At 50.0% G+C, this 17,929-nt stretch carries 14 protein-coding genes and 2 tRNA genes; 13 read left to right on the forward strand and 3 right to left on the reverse strand.

The window, feature by feature from the left end; all coding sequences use genetic code 11:
- Positions 1–159: 159 nt before the first annotated feature.
- Positions 160–372 (reverse strand): hypothetical protein, encoded by a 213-nt coding sequence (locus tag PUQ60_RS04920; protein ID WP_273417120.1) that lies wholly within the window; start codon positions 370–372, stop codon positions 160–162.
- 126 nt (positions 373–498) lie between these two features.
- On the opposite strand from PUQ60_RS04920, the gene PUQ60_RS04925 reads away from it, so the two are divergent.
- Together PUQ60_RS04925 and PUQ60_RS04930 are read left to right on the forward strand one after the other, a co-directional pair.
- Positions 499–789, forward strand: a complete 291-nt coding sequence (locus PUQ60_RS04925; RefSeq protein ID WP_022359091.1) for a phage holin family protein — start codon at positions 499–501, stop codon at positions 787–789.
- 382 nt (positions 790–1,171) lie between these two features.
- Positions 1,172–2,014, forward strand: coding sequence for a M15 family metallopeptidase (locus PUQ60_RS04930; RefSeq protein ID WP_273417121.1), 843 nt, complete (start codon positions 1,172–1,174; stop codon positions 2,012–2,014).
- An 81-nt stretch (positions 2,015–2,095) separates the two neighbouring features.
- Here the strand turns inward: PUQ60_RS04930 and PUQ60_RS04935 are convergent.
- A tRNA-Gly gene (locus tag PUQ60_RS04935) sits at positions 2,096–2,166 on the reverse strand.
- Between the two features lie 328 nt (positions 2,167–2,494).
- On the opposite strand from PUQ60_RS04935, the gene trkA reads away from it, so the two are divergent.
- From trkA to PUQ60_RS04955, 4 genes are all read left to right on the forward strand, one after another.
- Positions 2,495–3,853, forward strand: a complete 1,359-nt coding sequence (gene trkA / locus PUQ60_RS04940) for a Trk system potassium transporter TrkA (protein WP_273417122.1) — start codon at positions 2,495–2,497, stop codon at positions 3,851–3,853.
- 9 nt (positions 3,854–3,862) lie between these two features.
- Entirely contained in the window at positions 3,863–5,302 is a 1,440-nt protein-coding gene (locus tag PUQ60_RS04945) for a TrkH family potassium uptake protein (protein ID WP_273417123.1), read from the forward strand.
- 15 nt (positions 5,303–5,317) lie between these two features.
- Complete coding sequence (locus PUQ60_RS04950) at positions 5,318–5,608, forward strand: hypothetical protein (protein ID WP_022359095.1); 291 nt, start codon at positions 5,318–5,320, stop codon at positions 5,606–5,608.
- A gap of 194 nt (positions 5,609–5,802) precedes the next feature.
- Positions 5,803–6,027: a hypothetical protein gene (locus PUQ60_RS04955; RefSeq protein ID WP_022359096.1), complete on the forward strand. Its 225-nt coding sequence runs from the start codon at positions 5,803–5,805 to the stop codon at positions 6,025–6,027.
- A gap of 113 nt (positions 6,028–6,140) precedes the next feature.
- Here PUQ60_RS04955 and PUQ60_RS04960 read toward each other — a convergent pair.
- Positions 6,141–6,214, reverse strand: a tRNA-Pro gene (locus PUQ60_RS04960).
- 332 nt (positions 6,215–6,546) lie between these two features.
- Between PUQ60_RS04960 and PUQ60_RS04965 the strand changes: the two genes are divergently transcribed.
- From PUQ60_RS04965 to PUQ60_RS05000, 7 genes are all read left to right on the forward strand, one after another.
- A complete protein-coding gene (locus PUQ60_RS04965) occupies positions 6,547–7,323 on the forward strand; it encodes an HAD family hydrolase (RefSeq protein WP_022360199.1) in 777 nt (258 codons plus the stop codon).
- Positions 7,324–7,565: 242 nt separating this feature from the next.
- Positions 7,566–8,576 (forward strand): aspartate--ammonia ligase, encoded by a 1,011-nt coding sequence (gene asnA / locus PUQ60_RS04970; RefSeq protein ID WP_022360200.1) that lies wholly within the window; start codon positions 7,566–7,568, stop codon positions 8,574–8,576.
- 96 nt (positions 8,577–8,672) lie between these two features.
- Positions 8,673–10,094: a dihydrolipoyl dehydrogenase gene (gene lpdA / locus PUQ60_RS04975; protein ID WP_273380807.1), complete on the forward strand. Its 1,422-nt coding sequence runs from the start codon at positions 8,673–8,675 to the stop codon at positions 10,092–10,094.
- A 25-nt stretch (positions 10,095–10,119) separates the two neighbouring features.
- The gene (locus PUQ60_RS04980; protein ID WP_273380809.1) at positions 10,120–11,916 is read left to right on the forward strand and encodes an aminopeptidase P family N-terminal domain-containing protein; all 1,797 of its coding nucleotides are present in this window, start codon (positions 10,120–10,122) and stop codon (positions 11,914–11,916) included.
- A 122-nt stretch (positions 11,917–12,038) separates the two neighbouring features.
- Entirely contained in the window at positions 12,039–13,316 is a 1,278-nt protein-coding gene (locus PUQ60_RS04985) for a peptidoglycan-binding protein (protein WP_273380811.1), read from the forward strand.
- A gap of 123 nt (positions 13,317–13,439) precedes the next feature.
- Positions 13,440–14,870 (forward strand): MATE family efflux transporter, encoded by a 1,431-nt coding sequence (locus tag PUQ60_RS04990; protein ID WP_273380813.1) that lies wholly within the window; start codon positions 13,440–13,442, stop codon positions 14,868–14,870.
- A 584-nt stretch (positions 14,871–15,454) separates the two neighbouring features.
- Positions 15,455–17,053 carry a GH25 family lysozyme gene (locus PUQ60_RS05000; protein ID WP_273417124.1) on the forward strand — a complete coding sequence of 533 codons (1,599 nt, stop codon included), beginning with the start codon at positions 15,455–15,457 and terminating at the stop codon, positions 17,051–17,053.
- Positions 17,054–17,929 lie beyond the last annotated feature (876 nt).

Raw genomic sequence — 17,929 nt, forward strand, 5'->3', positions numbered from 1 at the left:
GTAGAACCTCCTGTGTTTATGCAGATTTGAGAAAGCTTTATGTAGAAGTAAACAATTTAAAAGCGGCATAAATGCAGGCAGATATACAGCGGACTACCTGTAATGTGGAAACCAGCCGTATCCGGCATGGAAAAAGTGCGTATCCGCACGAATTCTAAGTTACTGGCGTATCCGCCGATATTTAGTCTTGCCGTTTAAAACGGCTGAGAAGCACGTGACTTTAGCCATGTGAGGTTCACTGGCGTTGAGCATATTGTTAATACCTTTTTCCGTTTCTGCAAGCTGCTTTTTCAAAAGAGGCAGATCGGTGCTTTCTTTCTTCTGCAACTCCATCAGCGTATCAATCAGTCGTTTCATGACTTCATCATTCATAATTGCTTTCATACAGTAATTGAGCGTACATATAAATTAGAGGAGACCGAGGCAGTGATGCAGGAACAGATCCGGGTGGCAAACCATCGGATCGCAGATTTGGAAAAGCAGATGGAGGGATAAGGTATGCAGATTAAAGATTATGTAAAGCCGGAATTACTTGTGGTAGCAGTAGTGCTGTACTTTATTGGGATGTGGCTGAAGCAGAGCGAGACAGTGAAAGACAAATACATCCCACTCATTAATGGGCTGATTGGCGTTGCGATTTGTGCCATCTATGTGTTCGCCACCTGTGCCTGCGGCAGTGGTCAGGATATCGCGCTGGCAGTTTTCACGGCACTTACACAGGGCGTCCTTGTGGCGGGATTGTCTACGTATGTAAACCAGATTTTTAAGCAGTCAGGAAAAGAAGAGTAGAAGGAGGTGATCCGACTATCTCCCGCGGCAGTTCGGGGCATGGCTGCCGTTGCGGCATCGCAACAATAGGGGAAAATCGACGAAAGCCGATAGAATGAAAGAAATTTATATGCCATAATGTCAAAGTTACCGCCTCCGAAACTGGTGACAGGAAGGAGGTGCCTGCGGTGGAAATACTATTATCTCCTATTGTTCCCGTCGTGAAATTAGGAATAAAAACCCCCAAGGAGTCGCGATCCTTGGGGGTTTTGTCGTTGCCTGTGATGGGCAACTACTATCTTTTAGCCTATCGGCATTATAGCATATGCGAAAATTCTTTGCAAGATACCCCGGAAAACAAAATGTCATATTTTTCATATCATAAAGAAAAGAGGACAAATCTATGAGAGATATCACATTATGTCATCCACGTCTCCAGGCGCTGACTGCGCAGCTCGTTGATAAGTGTGTCGGTGCAGGTTTTCCGATTAAAATCGGGGAATCTTTCCGGAGCGTCGCCGAACAGGACGCTTTGTATGCACAGGGGCGGACTCAGCCGGGCAGTATTGTCACGAATGCTAGGGGCAGCAGCTATAGCAGCCAGCACCAATGGGGCATTGCAGCGGATTTCTACCGGGCAGATGGAAAAGGCGCCTATAATGAGTCTGGAGATTATTTTAAGAAAGTCGGAGAGCTTGCCAAAAATCTGGGGCTTGGATGGGGCGGCGATTGGAAAAGCATCGTAGACAAGCCACACGTATATTTGCCGGATTGGGGCAGCGGTACTGGGATTTTGAAACAGAAATATGGGACATTTGAGGCGTTTAAAAAGACCTGGGCGGCGGAGAACAGCACGGTACCAGAACAGTCAAAAACGGTGATCACCGATCTTAAAGAAATTAAGAGCGGCATACGCGGGTTGAGAGTCACTGCGTCCTCACTTATCATACGAACAACTCCAAAAGGTACAGACACAGGCAAGCGCTACACCAAGGATCAGCGTGTGCAGCCAATTAATAAATGTTTTGCCGACGGCGATCCGTGGCTCCAGACTGCGGACGGCTGGGTGTCTGGCAAGTATCTTACTGGCTGGGTGTGCCAGGACGGGCGCTGGTGGTATCTGCTGAGTGGGTACACCTACCGGCACGATGCAGTCTGCCAGATTGACGGACAGGCGTATGCGTTTGATTGGGATGGCTGGATGATTACCGCAGATCGGATAGCAGAGGACGGACATATACGATAAAATATGATGAAAAACACCAAAAACCCTTGTAAATAAAGGAAAAATCCAGCATTTACAAGGGTTTCCGCATCCATCAAAAAAAGCAGATAACGGGAATCGAACCCGCCTTTCCAGCTTGGGAAGCTAGCGTTCTACCGATGAACCATATCTGCAAATATATATTAAGTATACTGTTTTTTCTGAAAAAGTCAAGAAATTTATCTTGCCAAAAAGGGAGGAAAGTTACTGTACACGGGTAGGCACTTTTGGGACCGAAAGAGACAAATATATTCAAAACCCCCACAAAATGCCCTCTTAACACAATTTATATTTCAAAAACTCGCAGAAGGTGTTATAATAATTCCGTATGGATTAGGGCGCGGTTTTCAGGCACCCTTTTTCCGTCATAGGAAAGTGTTAAGGCACATTTTTTATTTTGTATATAAAATAGAGATTTTCTGTATCGGTATGGCGGATAAACAGAAAATAACGGAGGAAACTATGGATATAATCATTATCGGATGCGGCAAGGTTGGTACGACGCTGGCGGAGCAGCTTGTCCGGGAGGATTACAATGTGGTGATGATCGATACGTCTGCGGAGCGGATGCAGCGGGTGTCAGATGATATCGATGCGATCAAGCTGGTGGGAAATGGTGCCAGCATTTCCATGCAGATCGAGGCAGGTGTGCAGACGGCGGACATGCTGATTGCCGTGACAGGGTCGGATGAGATGAACCTTCTCTGCTGCCTGATTGCGAGAAAAGTGGGGCATTGCCACACGATTGCGCGTGTGCGGAATCCGATTTACAGCAATGAGCTTACCTTTATCAAGCAGCAGCTGGGAATTTCCATGATTATCAACCCGGAATATGCGGCGGCGACGGAGATTTCGAGAATTCTGCGCTTCCCGTCAGCGATTAAGATCGATCCATTTGCCAAGGGAAAGGTAGAGCTTCTGAAATTTAAGGTAAAACCGGAGTTTAAGCTGGACGGGCTTTCGGTCATGGATATTGACAGCCAATTCCGCTGCGATGTCCTGATCGGCGGTGTTGAGCGCGGCGATGAGGTAGCGATCCCGGATGGTAAATTTGTGATTAAAAACGGGGATATGGTGTCGATTATCGCCTCCCCGGCAAATTCGGCAGAATTTTTCCGCAAGATCGGCATCCAGACAAACCAGGTCAGAAATACGCTGATTGTCGGAGGCGGTACGATTGCTTATTATCTGGCGAAACTTTTGGCGGCGATGAAGATCCGGGTTAAAATTGTGGAGAAAGATAAAGCGCGCTGCGAGGTTCTGACAGAGCTTCTGGACGATGCGTTGATCCTCAACGGCGACGGAACGGATCGGCAGCTTCTTCTGGAAGAGGGGCTGATGACGGCGGAGGCATTTGTCACCTTGACGAATATGGATGAGGAAAATGTTTTCCTTGCGCTGTATGCGAAGGAAAATTCCAGCGCGAAGCTGGTGACGAAGGTTAACCGGATCGCCTTTGACGAGCTGATCAGCAAGTTGGACCTGGGAAGTCTGATTTATCCGAAATACATCACGGCGGACTACATTTTACAGTATGTGCGCGCGATGCAGAATACGATCGGCAGCAATGTGGAGACGTTGTATCATATTCTCGACGGTCGGGCGGAGGCACTGGAGTTTGTGATCCGCGAGGAGTCGGAAGTGACGGGCATTCCGCTGATGAATTTGAATCTCAAGAGCAACCTGCTGATCGGATGCATCAACCGCGGCGGCAATATCAAGATCGCGCGTGGACAGGACTGCATCCAGCAGGGCGATACAGTGATTGTCCTGACGAGCCAGAAAGGTCTGCGGGATATCCGTGACATCCTGAGAAAGTAGGCGGCATAGATGAATTATTCGATTGTATTTTATATCATAGGCTGGATCCTGAATTTTGAGGCGGCTTTTATGGCGCTTCCGACGGCAGTGGCACTGATTTACCGTGAGTCGGAGGTATGGTGCTTTCTGGCAACGATGGCAGTATGCCTGATGGTTGGTATGCTTCTGGTACGCCGAAAACCGAAAAATCAGATCTTTTATGTGGCGGAGAGCTTTGTGGCGGTTTCTCTAAGCTGGGTTTTACTCAGTGTGATGGGAGCAGCGCCGTTTGTATTAAGCGGCTATATTCCGAATCCGATCGACGCCCTGTTTGAGACGGTATCGGGCTTTACGACGACCGGTGCAAGTATTCTGAGCAGTGTGGAGCAGCTGCCGAACTGCTTATTATTCTGGCGGAGTTTTACGCACTGGATTGGCGGTATGGGCGTTCTGGTATTCCTTCTGAGTGTCCTGCCGATGGTGGGCGGTTCCCATATGAATTTGATGAAGGCGGAGAGCCCAGGACCGATCGTGAGCCGTCTCGTTCCGAAGGTCCAGATGACGGCGAAGCTGTTATACCAGATTTACCTGGGAATGACGATCCTCGAGGCTGTGATTCTGATTCTTGGGAAAATGCCGATTTTCGACGCGATCACGATCACGGTCGGAACAGCAGGTACGGGTGGTTTTGCAATCCGGAATGATAGTCTGGCGAGCTACACGGCATTTCAGAAAAATGTCGTGACGGTGTTTATGATTCTGTTCGGAGTGAATTTTAACTTTTACTTCTTCCTGCTGATGCGAAAAATAGGACAGGCCTTTAAAATGCAGGAGGTGCGGGCATATTTTCTAATCATTGCATCGGCGGTTGGCATCATTACAGTCAATACGGTATCACTCTGCGGCAATGCACTGCAGGCATTCCAGGATGCGGCATTCCAGGTCGGTTCGGTTATCACGACGACCGGTTACGCCACGGTGGATTTTGATAAATGGCCGCAGCTTTCAAGAACGATTATGGTACTGTTGATGTTTATCGGCGCCTGCGCGGGCAGTACAGGCGGCGGTATCAAGGTGTCGCGCGTCTTGATTCTGCTTAAATCGGTAAAAAAGGAACTGAAGCAGTACCTGCATCCGAGTGCAGTGGAGAAGATCAAAATGGATGGAAAGATCGTAGAGCATGAGGTTGTGCGCTCGACGAATGTGTTTATGGTTGCGTATGTGCTCATTTTTGCGGTATCTGTTCTATTGATTTCTCTGGATGAATACGATCTGGTGACGAATTTTACGGCGGTTACGGCTACGTTTAATAATATCGGACCGGGTCTGGCATTGGTCGGACCGACCGGAAACTTTGGATTTTTCAGTAATTTCTCAAAAGTGGTTTTAATCTTTGATATGCTGGCAGGACGTCTGGAGATTTTTCCGCTACTTCTGCTGTTTTCAAGGGAAACCTGGAAACGGTTCTAGGGGAGGAGAATACGGATGGATATACTGTTCTTTTTAACGGGGTGTCTGGGACTGGCAGAGACAATTGATTTGTTCTGCGGCAAAGATTTCCTGATTTTTATATCGGATTCGATCGATCCGAAGAAATATAACCTGAAAAAGGTGTATGCGGTTGAAAAATGGCTGTTTGCGATTGATACGCTGTCGCTGTTTGGCATGGCGTTTCATCTGGGCGGCGGTACGGGCGATCTGGTGCTGGCGGCAGTTGTGCTGGTGACACTGTTCGCACATGTGTATGTGTTTAAGAGCCGGAACTTCCGGGTGTAAGTAGATAAAAGTGGGCGTGATGTGTCTGGCATGCGCCCATTTTTGCTGCCATGATGCAGAGAAAATGGCTGGTGGCTTGTTTTGGGACAGATGCTTGAAACGGCTGACAGTGTGGCTTCCGGGGAAGTGGGACACACTTTGCGTTGACAGGCATATGATATAGTATCAATGAAAAATGAAAAGGAGATTATCATATGTGTTGGTCTTGGGGTAATGGTTGTGGACACTGCGGAGGATGCGGCGGCTGCGGAAACAATGGATGGGGCTGGAATAGCTGTGGAAATAACGGAAGAAATTCCTATCGGAGAGGTTTCAACGATGGTTATGCCATCGGCTACCGGGATGGCTACGATGCAGGAAGAGACAGCCAGTCTGGCTGCGGCTGCAGTAATAATGGCGGCTGTGGCTGCGGAAATTAGAGATGGAGATTCAGCTTGCATGAGGTGTGAACTGAGAGGAAGAAAGCCGGGCGGTGAGAGCTGCCCGGCTTTCTTCCCTTCCGTTATTAAGAACTCTAAGAATACGCTAAAAATCGGGGCAACAGGATTTGAACCTGCGACCTCTCGGCCCCCAGCCGAGCGCGCTACCAAGCTACGCCATACCCCGAAAATAAATCATAGCTGCACTTTGCCAAATTTTCAGCTGACATATACCGCCATTTGTTGAAGTATTATATGCGTATCATTATATCAAAATTACATCAAAAATCAACCATGACTTCTAAATTTTCGCTGCCGGATGTTTGCTTTTTGATGTAATTTTGATGGTTGAGTGGAATTTTACGGATTAATGGAATGGATCAACAGAATGAATATTTTCCCAATATTGACTCCAAATTTGAAAAATGGTATGATGAAAACGTGGATAATTAAAAGAAAAGGTCATAGCAGAGTCTTCGGCTGTGACCTTTTGTAGTAACCAACCCCAAGGAGAACATCATGATAAGTTTTGACCTAGACATGACCCTCTTAGACCACCGGACGGATCAGATCACACCGAGTGCGCTGGAGGCGATTGAAAAGCTGCGCCCGAAGTACAAGATTGTGCTGGCAACGGGGCGCGATATGGATAATTATTACAGTACATCGTACCGGGACATCGTCCGCCCGGATGCGATTGTACATATGAACGGGACGAAGATCACAGTGGGAGATAAGCTGCTGTTTGAGCACATCTTTGATCCGGAACTCCTACGCCGGGTGCTGAGTTTCTGCGATGAAAAGGGCTTCGGAATCGGCATGACGGTGGGGGATGAAGATTACTATATCCATCCGGAGATCATTGCGGCGAATGATATCCGCTTCTGGGGAAGCTGCGGGCGGCAGTTCCAGGATCCGTGGAAGATGCTCACGATGCCGGTCCGGACACTGGCGTTTGTCGGCAGCCGTGAACAGGTGAAGGAGATGGAACGGGAATTTCCGACCCTGAAATTGCCGATGTTTGCGAGCGGACATGGCGCGGATGTGGTCGAGAAAGGCAATTCCAAGGCGGACGGACTCCGCAGGCTGGCGGTGTATTTTGGAGAAAAAGAAGATCTCTCCGATACAGTGGCATTTGGCGACAGCATGAATGATATTGAGGTTGTGCAGGAAGCCGGCATCGGCGTGGCGATGGGAAATGCAGTGGATGCGCTTAAAAAAGTAGCGGATTACGTGACGGCACCGATCGGGGAAGATGGAATTTATAAAGCGTGCGAACACCTTCATTTATTTTAAAGAAGTTATTTTCCTATTTTACCTGTTCCCATTTTCCTATATAAATGATATAATAGCTACCAAACGGTTATTGTCCACAGGTGAGTTTCTTTGAGTAGAAATTTCATGCAGTACAATAACAAGAAATGACTTAAAAGGCGCGTGCCTGCAAGCTTTGACTAAAAGGATGAACTGCGGCTGCAGAAATCGGCAGTGCGGCAGGGAACCGGACACGCACCGGGAAAAAAGAGAGGATGTAACAGATGGAACATTTAATTACTCCGGCTGGTTATAAACCGGTATTGGATTTGAGAGAAACACAGGTTGCTATCAAGGAAATCAAGGACTTTTTTCAGAGAGAACTGGCAAAACAGCTCAATCTGACCCGTGTGTCCGCACCGCTTTTTGTACTGCCGGAATCTGGTCTGAACGATAACTTAAACGGCGTAGAGCGCCCGGTATCCTTTGGAATTCTGGAGCAGAAAGATCGGAAGGCTGAGATTGTACATTCTCTCGCCAAATGGAAACGTCAGGCATTAAAAGAGTATGGATTTCAGGAAGGTGAAGGTCTTTACACCGACATGAGCGCGATCCGTCGTGATGAGGATACAGACAATATCCATTCCATTTATGTGGATCAGTGGGACTGGGAGAAGATCATCAGTAAAAAAGATCGTACCCGTGAGACACTGGAATCCATTGTCCGTTCGGTTTACAAGGCACTGAAAGTGACCGAGGACTATATGGCATATGAGTATGAGTACATTGGACGTTATCTTCCGGAAAATATCACATTTGTGACGACCCAGGAGCTGGAAGATATGTATCCGGATTGCACACCGAAGGAGCGCGAGTACAAGATTGCGAAGCTGCACGGTGCGGTATTTATTGAGCAGATTGGTGACAAGATGAAATCCGGTGAGAAGCACGATGGTCGTGCCCCGGACTATGATGACTGGAAATTAAACGGCGATATTCTGGTATATTATCCAGTTCTGGATATCGGGCTGGAGCTTTCTTCCATGGGTATCCGTGTTGATGAGGATTCCCTGAAAGAGCAGCTGGTAAAGGCGGGATGTGAGGAACGCGCGGAGCTGCCATTCCAGAAAGCAGTTCTGGAGGGAGAGCTTCCGTATACAGTCGGCGGCGGTATCGGTCAGTCCCGTATCTGTATGTTCTTCCTGCGGAAAGCACATATCGGAGAGGTGCAGGCGTCGATCTGGCCGGACGGTGTGCGCGCAGAGGCAGAGGCTCACAACATTCATCTGCTGTAAAAATAAAATTGATGAAAAGCTGCCCGGGAAAGTGATTTTCTGCGGCAGTTTTTTGTGTAATGGGAAGCCCATAGAATGAGAGGATAGGATATTTATATGGCGGATCATATCTATGATTTAATTATTATTGGTGCGGGACCGGCGGGATATACGGCAGCGCTGCGTGCGGCGGCGATGGGGATGGATGCAGTCCTGATCGAGAAAAAAGCGCTGGGCGGCTCATGCGTCAATACCGGCTGTATTCCTGCCAAGGCGCTTCTGCAGGCGACGGCAGTCTACCGGGATATGTTGAAAGCATTCCGGTTTGGCATTGTGGCGGAGAAAGTCAGCTTTGACTGGCGGCAGATGCAGATTTATAAAAATGAGTCCGTGGAATCATTCCGCTCAATGATTCAGGGAATGTTAGAAAAAGCGGAGGTGGAGATGATTCACGGCGATGCGCGCCTGCATGCGGATAATGTGGTGCGTGTGACGACCTCCAAAGGCGCATTGACGCTGAAAGGAAAAAATGTGATTCTGGCAACCGGTTCCAGCCCTGTGATTCCGGATATCCCGGGAATTGATCTGCCGCAGGTTATGACAAGCCGTGATATTCTGCGGATGGATGACTGGAATTTTGACTGTCTGACGGTCATCGGCGGCGGTGTCATCGGTGTGGAGATCGCGACGATCTTCGCGGCGCTTGGTTCCCGCGTGACGCTTTTGGAGCAGGCAAACCGTCTGCTGGAGTCGATGGATCCGATGATTTCCGAGCAGATGGAAGCAAATCTGCGTTCTAAGGGGATTGAAGTCCACTGCAATGTACAGGTCATGGAGATCAAGGATCGCGGCAACGACACGGTGTCGGTCAATTACCGTTGTGAGCGCGGCTGGAAGGAAAGCCCGGCGGACCGCGTGCTGGTGGCAGTCGGCAGACGCCCGAATATGTCGAAGGTTCTGTCGGACGATTGTCAGGTACAGCTGGAAAATGGGCGTCCGCTCATCAAGGGAACTTACCGCACGACGCAGGAAAATGTCTATGCGATCGGCGATACCGTGGCGCGGAAACGTCTTGCCCATGTGGCAGCGTCCCATGCGGCTTATCTGGTCGAAAACCTGGCGGGACGCGGACACCGGATGCAGCTTTCGGTCGTGCCGAACGGTATGTATGTCGTGCTTCCGGTTGTGCCGACCTGTATTTATACGGAGCCGGAGATTGCGGCGGTTGGATTTACGGAAAATGACGCCCGCCTTTATAATATGAAGATCAAGTGCGGTGTGGCATATATGACGGAAAATGGAAAAGCGCTTCTGGCGAGAAACAGCCGCGGTTTTGTGCGCCTGATTTTTGAGGCGTATACCAACACGCTGATCGGGGCGCAGATCATGTGTGCGCGTGCGACGGACATGATCGGAGAGATGGCAACGGCGATCGCCAACGGTCTTACGGCATATCAGCTCTCGACGGCGATGCGCGCGCATCCGACGTACAGTGAGGCGATCACGGAGGCGATCAAAGATGCGTTGAAAAATGGATAATAGAGAAACAACAGGAGGCAGAAAAATGGGACGTGAGGTTCGGGCGAGAATTGAACAGCTTCGCGAGAAGATGGCGGAGCGTGGAATGGACGCATATCTGATTCCGACATCGGATTTCCATGGCTCGGAATACGTGAGCGGGTATTTCAAATGCCGGAAATATATGACAGGCTTTACCGGTTCGGCGGGAACGGCGGTCATTACGATGGAGGACGCAGGTCTCTGGACGGATGGCAGATATTTTGTGCAGGCGGCAGCAGAGCTTTCCGGCAGCGGGGTGGAACTTTACCGCTCCGGTCAGGAGGGCGTGCCGACGACGCTGGAATTTTTGAAAAAACATATGCCGGAACAGGGTGTTCTGGGTTTTGACGGCAGAGTGGTCGATACGGCAGAGGGCGAGCGCATCGCGAAAGCACTGTCCGGGAAAAAGGTACGCATTTCGGAGGGTGAGGATCTGGTTGGAAGCATCTGGGACGACCGCCCGGCGCTTCCGATGAACCCGGTCTGGATTCTGGAAGAGAAGTATGCGGGAAAACCGGCGGAGGAGAAGATTGCAGATCTGCGCGGGGAGATGAAAAAGCGTCAGGCGACGGTGCATCTGCTGACGAGTCTTGATGATATCGCGTGGCTTTTAAATATCCGGGGTGATGACATTGTACATACGCCGGTTGTATTGTCCTACTTGATTGTAACAAAACAGGAATTATTCCTCTTTATTCATGAGAAGACGCTGAACGAAGAAGTACGTGCCTATTTGCATGGACTGGGCGTTCGGATCATGCCATATGAGGCGGTATACCAGATTGCATCCGCATTCCGCTATGAGCGAGTTTTATTGGAAAAGTCGAAGCTCAATTACCGTCTGTTCCGGTGCCTGGATGCGAGCGTGAAAGTGATCGAGGCGATGAATCCGACGGCAGCGGCCAAAGCAGTCAAAAATCCAGTGGAACAGGAAAATATGCGCCGTGTGCATGTGCAGGACGGTCTGGTATTGACCCGTTTCCTGCGCTGGGTGAAGGAACATGCAGGCGAAAAAGGACTGGACGAGTGGATCGCAGGGGAATATCTGGATAAGCTGCGCCTGGAACAAAAAAACTGCCTGGATATGAGCTTTACGACGATCTCTGCGTGGGGACCGAACGCGGCGATGTGCCATTATACGGCGTCTGAGACAGAGAAGAGTAGTGTACCGAAGAAGGGGCTGTATCTGGTCGATTCCGGCGGACAGTATTATGAGGGAACGACGGATGTGACGCGTACCATCGCGGTCGGACCGATCACGCAGGAAGAAAAACGCTGCTGTACGCTGGTGGCGTGCTCGATGCTGCGTCTGCTGGATGCGAAGTTTATGTATGGCTGCCGCGGTATCAATCTGGACTATATTGCGCGCGAACTCCTGTGGAAAAACGGCATGGATTTCAATCACGGAACAGGGCATGGCGTCGGCTATCTGGGCTGTGTGCATGAGCGCCCGAATTCCATCCGATGGAGGCTGCTCACATCGCCCGCTGAAAATGCGGTTCTGGAGGAAGGTATGGTTACCTCTGATGAGCCGGGTCTTTATCTGGAAGGAAAATTTGGCATCCGGACGGAGAATCTGATGCTCTGTGTGAAGGATGTGAAGAATGAATTTGGTCAGTTCATGAAATTTGAAAATCTGACCTGGGTTCCGATCGATCTGGACACGATCGACGTATCGCTGATGGAAGCGCGCGACCGCGAGCTTTTGAACGCGTACCATAAGGGCGTGTATGAGAAGCTGTCTCCGTATATGACGGAGGAAGAGAAGGTGTGGCTGGCAGAGGCGACGAGAGCGATTTAGAGGAGAAAAATAAGGAAGATACGGCAGCAAAATATTAAAAAATCGGATAAAAACCGGCATAGATAAAAGATGCTGGATATAAACTGTAAATGACCATGTAAAATAAATGCGAGGCTGGATGCATGCGCTATCATTCTTTCGACCGTGTCCGAATTTGTGAGACAACCGGAATGCAGGATGGCTATCTGCGGATCGATGTGGTAAACAGTGAAAATAATTTCCCAATTGAGGGAGCAGAGGTTTCGGTCAGTTATGGTGATTCCGGACAGACGCAGGAAGTGCTTAGAACCAATTTATCCGGGCAGACGGAGGAGATTGCGGTAGCAGCGCCTCCTGTGTCGCTTTCACTGGAAGAACAGAACCGGGAAAAGCCGTATGCGGATTATACGGTGGAAGTGCGGGCAGCGGGCTATGAGCCGGTAAAGGTAAAGGGAACGGAGGTGCTGGCGGGCGTGACGGCAGTCCAGCCGATCCGGATGATTCCGCTTCCGGATCAGACCGGAGCGGAGGAGAATATACAGATTCCGGATCATACCCTATATGGTTCCTATCCGCCCAAGATTGCCGAAGATGAGGTAAAACCGGTGCAGGAGAGCGGCGAGATCGTGCTGAGCCGCGTGGTGGTACCGCAGACGATCGTCGTGCATGACGGCGTACCGACCAATGCCTCCGCAAAAGATTACTATGTGGCATACCGGGATTATATCAAAAACGTGGCGTCGAGCGAGATCTACGCGACCTGGCCGCGCAGCACGATCGTCGCCAATGTGCTTGCGATCATGTCATTTACACTGAATCGGGTGTATACGGAGTGGTATCGGAACCAGGGCTACGATTTTACAATCACTTCCTCGACGGCATTCGATCACAAGTGGATTTACGGGCGTGATATTTTCGAGCCGATCTCAGAGGTGGTGGACGACATTTTTGACAACTATCTGTCCCGCCCCGGCGTGCGGCAGCCGATTCTGACACAGTACTGCGACGGGCGGCGGGTGTCCTGCCCGGGCTGGATGACCCAGTGGGGTTCGTGCAGTCTGGGAGAACAGGGATACAGCGCGATCGAGATATTGCGGCGTTTCTATGGAAATAGTATTTACATCAACACTGCGGAACAGATATCAGGAATCCCGATCTCCTATCCGGGGGAACCGCTTAAGGTGGGGTCCAGCGGCGATAAGGTGCGGCAGCTGCAGCAGCAGCTTGACGCGGTGGCGACTGTGTATACAGCGATCCCGCGAGTTACGCCGGACGGGATCTACGGATCCGAAACGGAGGCGTCCGTACGGGCGTTTCAGTCGGTGTTTGGACTTCCGCAGACGGGCGTGGTCGATTTTGCTACCTGGTACAAGATTTCTCATATCTATGTGGGGATCTCGCGGATTGCGGAGCTGAATTGAGTTGGAAATGGGATTTGCGGGAGAAGAATAACGAAAAGGCATATGAATTCATATAGGTGAAATATCTGTGAGCAGGATGCATACAGGAAACAGAGACAAAGAACATAAGAGGGGGTGGATTGGATGAAAGATACCAGACGGGAAGAGGAAGTCAGACAAACCGGGGGGACTGGCCGGGCAAATGCGATCACAGAGGGAGTGATCTGGAAACAGCTTCTGCTATTTTTCTTCCCGATTTTATTTGGAACTTTTTTTCAGCAGCTCTATAATACGGCAGATGCGGTGGTAGTAGGCCGTTTTGTCGGAAAGGAAGCGCTGGCGGCGGTCGGCGGAAGCACATCGATGCTTACGAACCTGCTGGTTGGCTTTTTTGTAGGACTTTCTTCGGGTGCGACAGTTATCATCGCCCAGTTTTACGGGGCGGGACGCGGTCAGCGGGTCAGCGAGGCAGTCCACACGGCGATTGCCTTTTCGCTGCTGTGCGGTATCCTCATGACGGTTGGCGGACTCCTTTTTTCCGACACGGCGCTTCGCCTGATGGGGACGCCGGAGGATATCATGGACAATGCAAGCGGGTATCTGCACATTTATTTTGTCGGAATCACGGCGAACCTCTTATATAATATGGGTGCCGGAATCCTGCGGGCGATCGGTGATTCCAAAAGACCGTTCTATTTCCTTGTGATCAGCTGTTTTACAAACATTGCGCTCGATCTGTTGTTTGTAGTAGGACTTCGGATGGGCGTGCGTGGTGCGGCGGTGGCGACGATCCTTTCCCAGGTGGTCAGCGCGTGTCTGGTATTGGGAACGCTGATGCGTGCGGATGGCTCGTACCGGTTTGAGATCCGGAAAACGCGGATTACACCGGTGATTCTGGTGCGGATCATCCGGATTGGGTTTCCGGCTGGACTCCAGTCGGTTATGTATTCCTTTTCCAACCTCGTGATCCAGAGCAGCGTCAATGCACTGGGAACAGACACGGTGGCGGCGTGGGCTGCATATGGAAAGATCGACAGCACTTACTGGATGATCATTAATGCGCTGGGGATCTCCATCACGACCTTTGTCGGACAAAATTACGGCGCGGGGCGGCTGGACCGTGTGAAACGCAGCGTGTACGTCTGCCTGGGAATTTCCTGTATTATCACGGTGGGGCTGAGCACGATTCTGTATCTGACGGGCGGCTATATTTATCTGTTGTTCACAACGGATGCGGAGGTAATCGCGATCGGCATGAAGATTCTTCACTTCCTGGTGCCGGCATTTGTGACATACCTCTGTATTGAGATTTATTCCGGCGCACTGCGCGGTGTGGGAGACTGCTGGATTCCGATGATTATGACGGCGCTGGGCGTGTGCGTCCTGCGGGTTGTCTGGATCCTGATCGCTGTTCCGATCCGCCCGGATATCCTGACAGTGGTATTCAGCTATCCGCTGACCTGGACGATCACAACGGTTCTCTTTAATATTTATTATTATTTTTTCAGTGCGCTGAAAAAATGGAATGTGCCGCTTCCGTGGAAGAAAAAGAGGCGGGAGCTTCATAACTTGTAAATGGGTTACTGTGAATAGTTACATAAATGGTTTTGAAAATAATTGACAAAATGGGTTGGTACTGGACTTTTTTCAGAAAGCATCGGTATTTTCCGCGCTGCAGGTGTATCTGGACTTTATCAACCTGTTTTTGTATATTATCCGCCTGATGAACCGGAATCGGAAATAGGAAAAAATCTTTCAGGAGAACGGAAGTTCCTTTGCAAGAATAAAGATAAGTGGAATTTTGCGGAAAACTGAATATGCAAAAATGAAATGCCGGAACGGGGGAAAGCTTTGTTCCGGCATTATTGTGTTTTTCTGCTTGAAAATCCTGTTTTTGGCATGGACGGCTTCATTCTTTTAGCAGAAAGGGAAGCATTCTGTAATAAATTTGACAGATTTTATTTAAAGTTTCTCTATTGAAGTGGATGGGGAGTATCTGTTAAACTAGGTTATAATAGGAAAAGTTCTGCTGTTGGTTACACAGTGTGTGGATGAACCATATTTGTTTCGCATATGCCCCCGCCGGATCAGGCGGGGAAATGTATATAAATGGTGAACAGACAACAGGGATAAAAGGATAATCAAGGAGGTTTTTTGGCATGAATCGGAATAGAGTGAACAAAAAAAGGATGGGGCGCGCGCGTGTGCTTTCACGGGCAGCGGCTGGCATGCTGGCAGCAGCGCTGTGCTTTCAGCCGATGACAGCGCTGGCAGGACCGGCGGGAGATTCTTCTCTTACATCGTCATCCTCGAATGCGGGGCCGGGCGGTGGTTCGGGCAGCTCCAATTCGGGAAGTACAGGCAGCTCTGGCGGTTCGACTGCTGTTTCCAATGGAAGTGTGAGCGCGGTCACATCAGGGCTTGGCGTGTACCGGGTGACGGAGAATGAGGGGATCGGTGCGATTGCGCGCGGCGTGGATGTGTCTTACTGGCAGCAGAATGTAAATTGGAGCCAGGTGTCATCGGATAATGTACAGTTTGCGATGCTGGCAACCCGGTTCCGCGGTAATGTGGATCCGTTTTTCGCTATGAACGCGGCAAATGCGAGCCAGGCAGGGCTGCGGCTGGGCGCGTACATTTATTCGTATGCGACTTCGGTCGAAATGGCGCAGCAGGAGGCGGATTTTGTCCTGAATCTTATCAAGGATTATCCTATCTCCTTCCCGGTTGTCTTTGATGCCGAGGATGCTAATACGCTGGGAACCCTGACGCAGTCTCAGGTCAGCGATGTGATCAACGCGTTCTGTAAGCGGATTCAGGATGCAGGATATTATCCGATGGTCTATGCAAATGAATACTGGATTGCCAATAAGATCGATATGTCGAAGATTTCGTATGATATATGGGTGGCAAAATACCAGCAGAAGTATACATATTCAAAGACCTCGATGTGGCAGGCGTCCAACACCGGTTCGGTCAAGGGCGTGAACGGCAATGTGGATATTGATTATCTGTATAAAGATTATACGCAGATCATTCCGGGCAATACCTGGCGGACGATCGCGGGAAACCGTTACTATTATCAGAACCATGTGATGCAGAAAGCGGCGTGGATCAACGATGGTCAGAATTGGTACTATATGAATGCGGCGGGCAATCCGTCCACAGGATGGCTGGAGCTTTCGGGCAAAAAGTATTATTTGGAGGCGGACGGTCATATGATTACCGGCTGGAAGACGCTGGACGGCGGCTGGCGTTACTTTGACGCATCCGGCGAACAGGCGACGGGCTGGCGTGCGGTCGATGGAAGCTGGTATTTCATGGCGGACAATGGTCTGATGCAGACCGGCTGGCTGGAGACGGGCGGCAAGAAATATTATCTGAACGCATCCGGCGCGATGCAGGCGGGCTGGCAGAACCTGGGCGGAAGCTGGTATTACTTTGACGGCTCCGGCGCCATGACGACGGGCTGGCAGGCAGTCGGCGGAAAGTGGTATTACATGAATGAGTCCGGCGTGATGCAGACCGGCTGGCTGGATCTTGGCGGTAAGAAATATTACCTGGATGCCAGCGGCGCGATGTACGCAGGTATTACGTTCGAGATGGATGGAAATACCTGGCAGGCAGCGGCAGACGGAAGCTGCACGGTAGTTCTGCCGGAGGAGAATGCGGCGGGAAATGGCGGTTCGACGGACGGACAGACTCCGATAACCGGAAGCCAGTCACCGGTGCAGCCGTCCGGTCCGGCAGGGGTATAATATAAATATGATTTGAACCAGTACCCAGATATTGGAGCTGATTCAGTTAAAAAAATGAAAAAGTAAACAAATTCGAACGGAAATAACTTGCTTTTTTGCCGACCTCATTATACAATGTTAAACAGGCAAAAAAATGGACTTGCTTATGGGATGGAGGAAACCAGCATAAGTAATCTGGCATAACATGACGTTTCAAACTGCTATATCAACTGTATGTGCAAGATAAGCTGCGGCTGTTCCGGTGCGGATTTGACGAAAGATGCGAGGCTCTTCTGGCTGCAAATTAGGAAGAGCCTCGGTATACGTTATATCGGCAAAAGCGCAGAATCGGGATGGCGGGCACAGAAGTAGTGCGAAAGCGGGGGCGATTGTCAGCAGGAAACTGTGAAAGCAGTGGTTCGCAGGCAGGCAGCTGCGCTAAGACGCAGGCAGGGAAAGGTCGGAGAATGCAGATTCCGGATTTAGTACTGCATGGAAGCAGCGTGTTTTTACATATTGTATAATGATTATATAATCAGAACCGTCGGCGGAGTTGTAGTGCTAAAAAAGGGATGTCAGTGCGGCTGGCTGCCGGAATCATTTCCGGAAACAGGGATGAGGGCAGTGTTTGTCATCAGTCAGGCACCGGACAGCGCTTATGTGAGAATCGAATAACAAGTCAGTGGTACAGATGTTTATGTATGCATGGCTATTAAAGTCGGATTCGCATAGACGGAAGTGCATGCCATTTATGTATGCAGAGGAGATTGTACAATCCTCTGCTGCCGCAGCGTGTCAGATGGAGAATTCCCGGAGTGGATGACAAGCTCTGGAAATTTTGCAAAAACACCTGCAAACACAGATAGGTGGGAAGTATCACGGATGGCGCCATGAAAG

The organism is Clostridium sp. AF02-29, from assembly GCF_934835585.1.
GTDB classification, from domain to species: domain Bacteria; phylum Bacillota; class Clostridia; order Lachnospirales; family Lachnospiraceae; genus Otoolea; species Otoolea fessa.

Excerpts from the sequence above, each read along its gene's own strand:
- PUQ60_RS04980 (WP_273380809.1), top strand. The coding sequence starts at position 10,120 with ATGGGACGTGAGGTTCGGGCGAGAATTGAACAGCTTCGCGAGAAGATG.
- PUQ60_RS04990 (WP_273380813.1), top strand. The coding sequence starts at position 13,440 with ATGAAAGATACCAGACGGGAAGAGGAAGTCAGACAAACCGGGGGGACT.
- PUQ60_RS04920 (WP_273417120.1), bottom strand. The coding sequence starts at position 372 with ATGAATGATGAAGTCATGAAACGACTGATTGATACGCTGATGGAGTTG.
- PUQ60_RS04965 (WP_022360199.1), top strand. The coding sequence starts at position 6,547 with ATGATAAGTTTTGACCTAGACATGACCCTCTTAGACCACCGGACGGAT.
- PUQ60_RS04945 (WP_273417123.1), top strand. The coding sequence starts at position 3,863 with ATGAATTATTCGATTGTATTTTATATCATAGGCTGGATCCTGAATTTT.
- trkA (WP_273417122.1), top strand. The coding sequence starts at position 2,495 with ATGGATATAATCATTATCGGATGCGGCAAGGTTGGTACGACGCTGGCG.
- PUQ60_RS04925 (WP_022359091.1), top strand. The coding sequence starts at position 499 with ATGCAGATTAAAGATTATGTAAAGCCGGAATTACTTGTGGTAGCAGTA.
- PUQ60_RS04950 (WP_022359095.1), top strand. The coding sequence starts at position 5,318 with ATGGATATACTGTTCTTTTTAACGGGGTGTCTGGGACTGGCAGAGACA.
- asnA (WP_022360200.1), top strand. The coding sequence starts at position 7,566 with ATGGAACATTTAATTACTCCGGCTGGTTATAAACCGGTATTGGATTTG.
- PUQ60_RS05000 (WP_273417124.1), top strand. The coding sequence starts at position 15,455 with ATGAATCGGAATAGAGTGAACAAAAAAAGGATGGGGCGCGCGCGTGTG.
- PUQ60_RS04955 (WP_022359096.1), top strand. The coding sequence starts at position 5,803 with ATGTGTTGGTCTTGGGGTAATGGTTGTGGACACTGCGGAGGATGCGGC.
- PUQ60_RS04930 (WP_273417121.1), top strand. The coding sequence starts at position 1,172 with ATGAGAGATATCACATTATGTCATCCACGTCTCCAGGCGCTGACTGCG.
- lpdA (WP_273380807.1), top strand. The coding sequence starts at position 8,673 with ATGGCGGATCATATCTATGATTTAATTATTATTGGTGCGGGACCGGCG.
- PUQ60_RS04985 (WP_273380811.1), top strand. The coding sequence starts at position 12,039 with ATGCGCTATCATTCTTTCGACCGTGTCCGAATTTGTGAGACAACCGGA.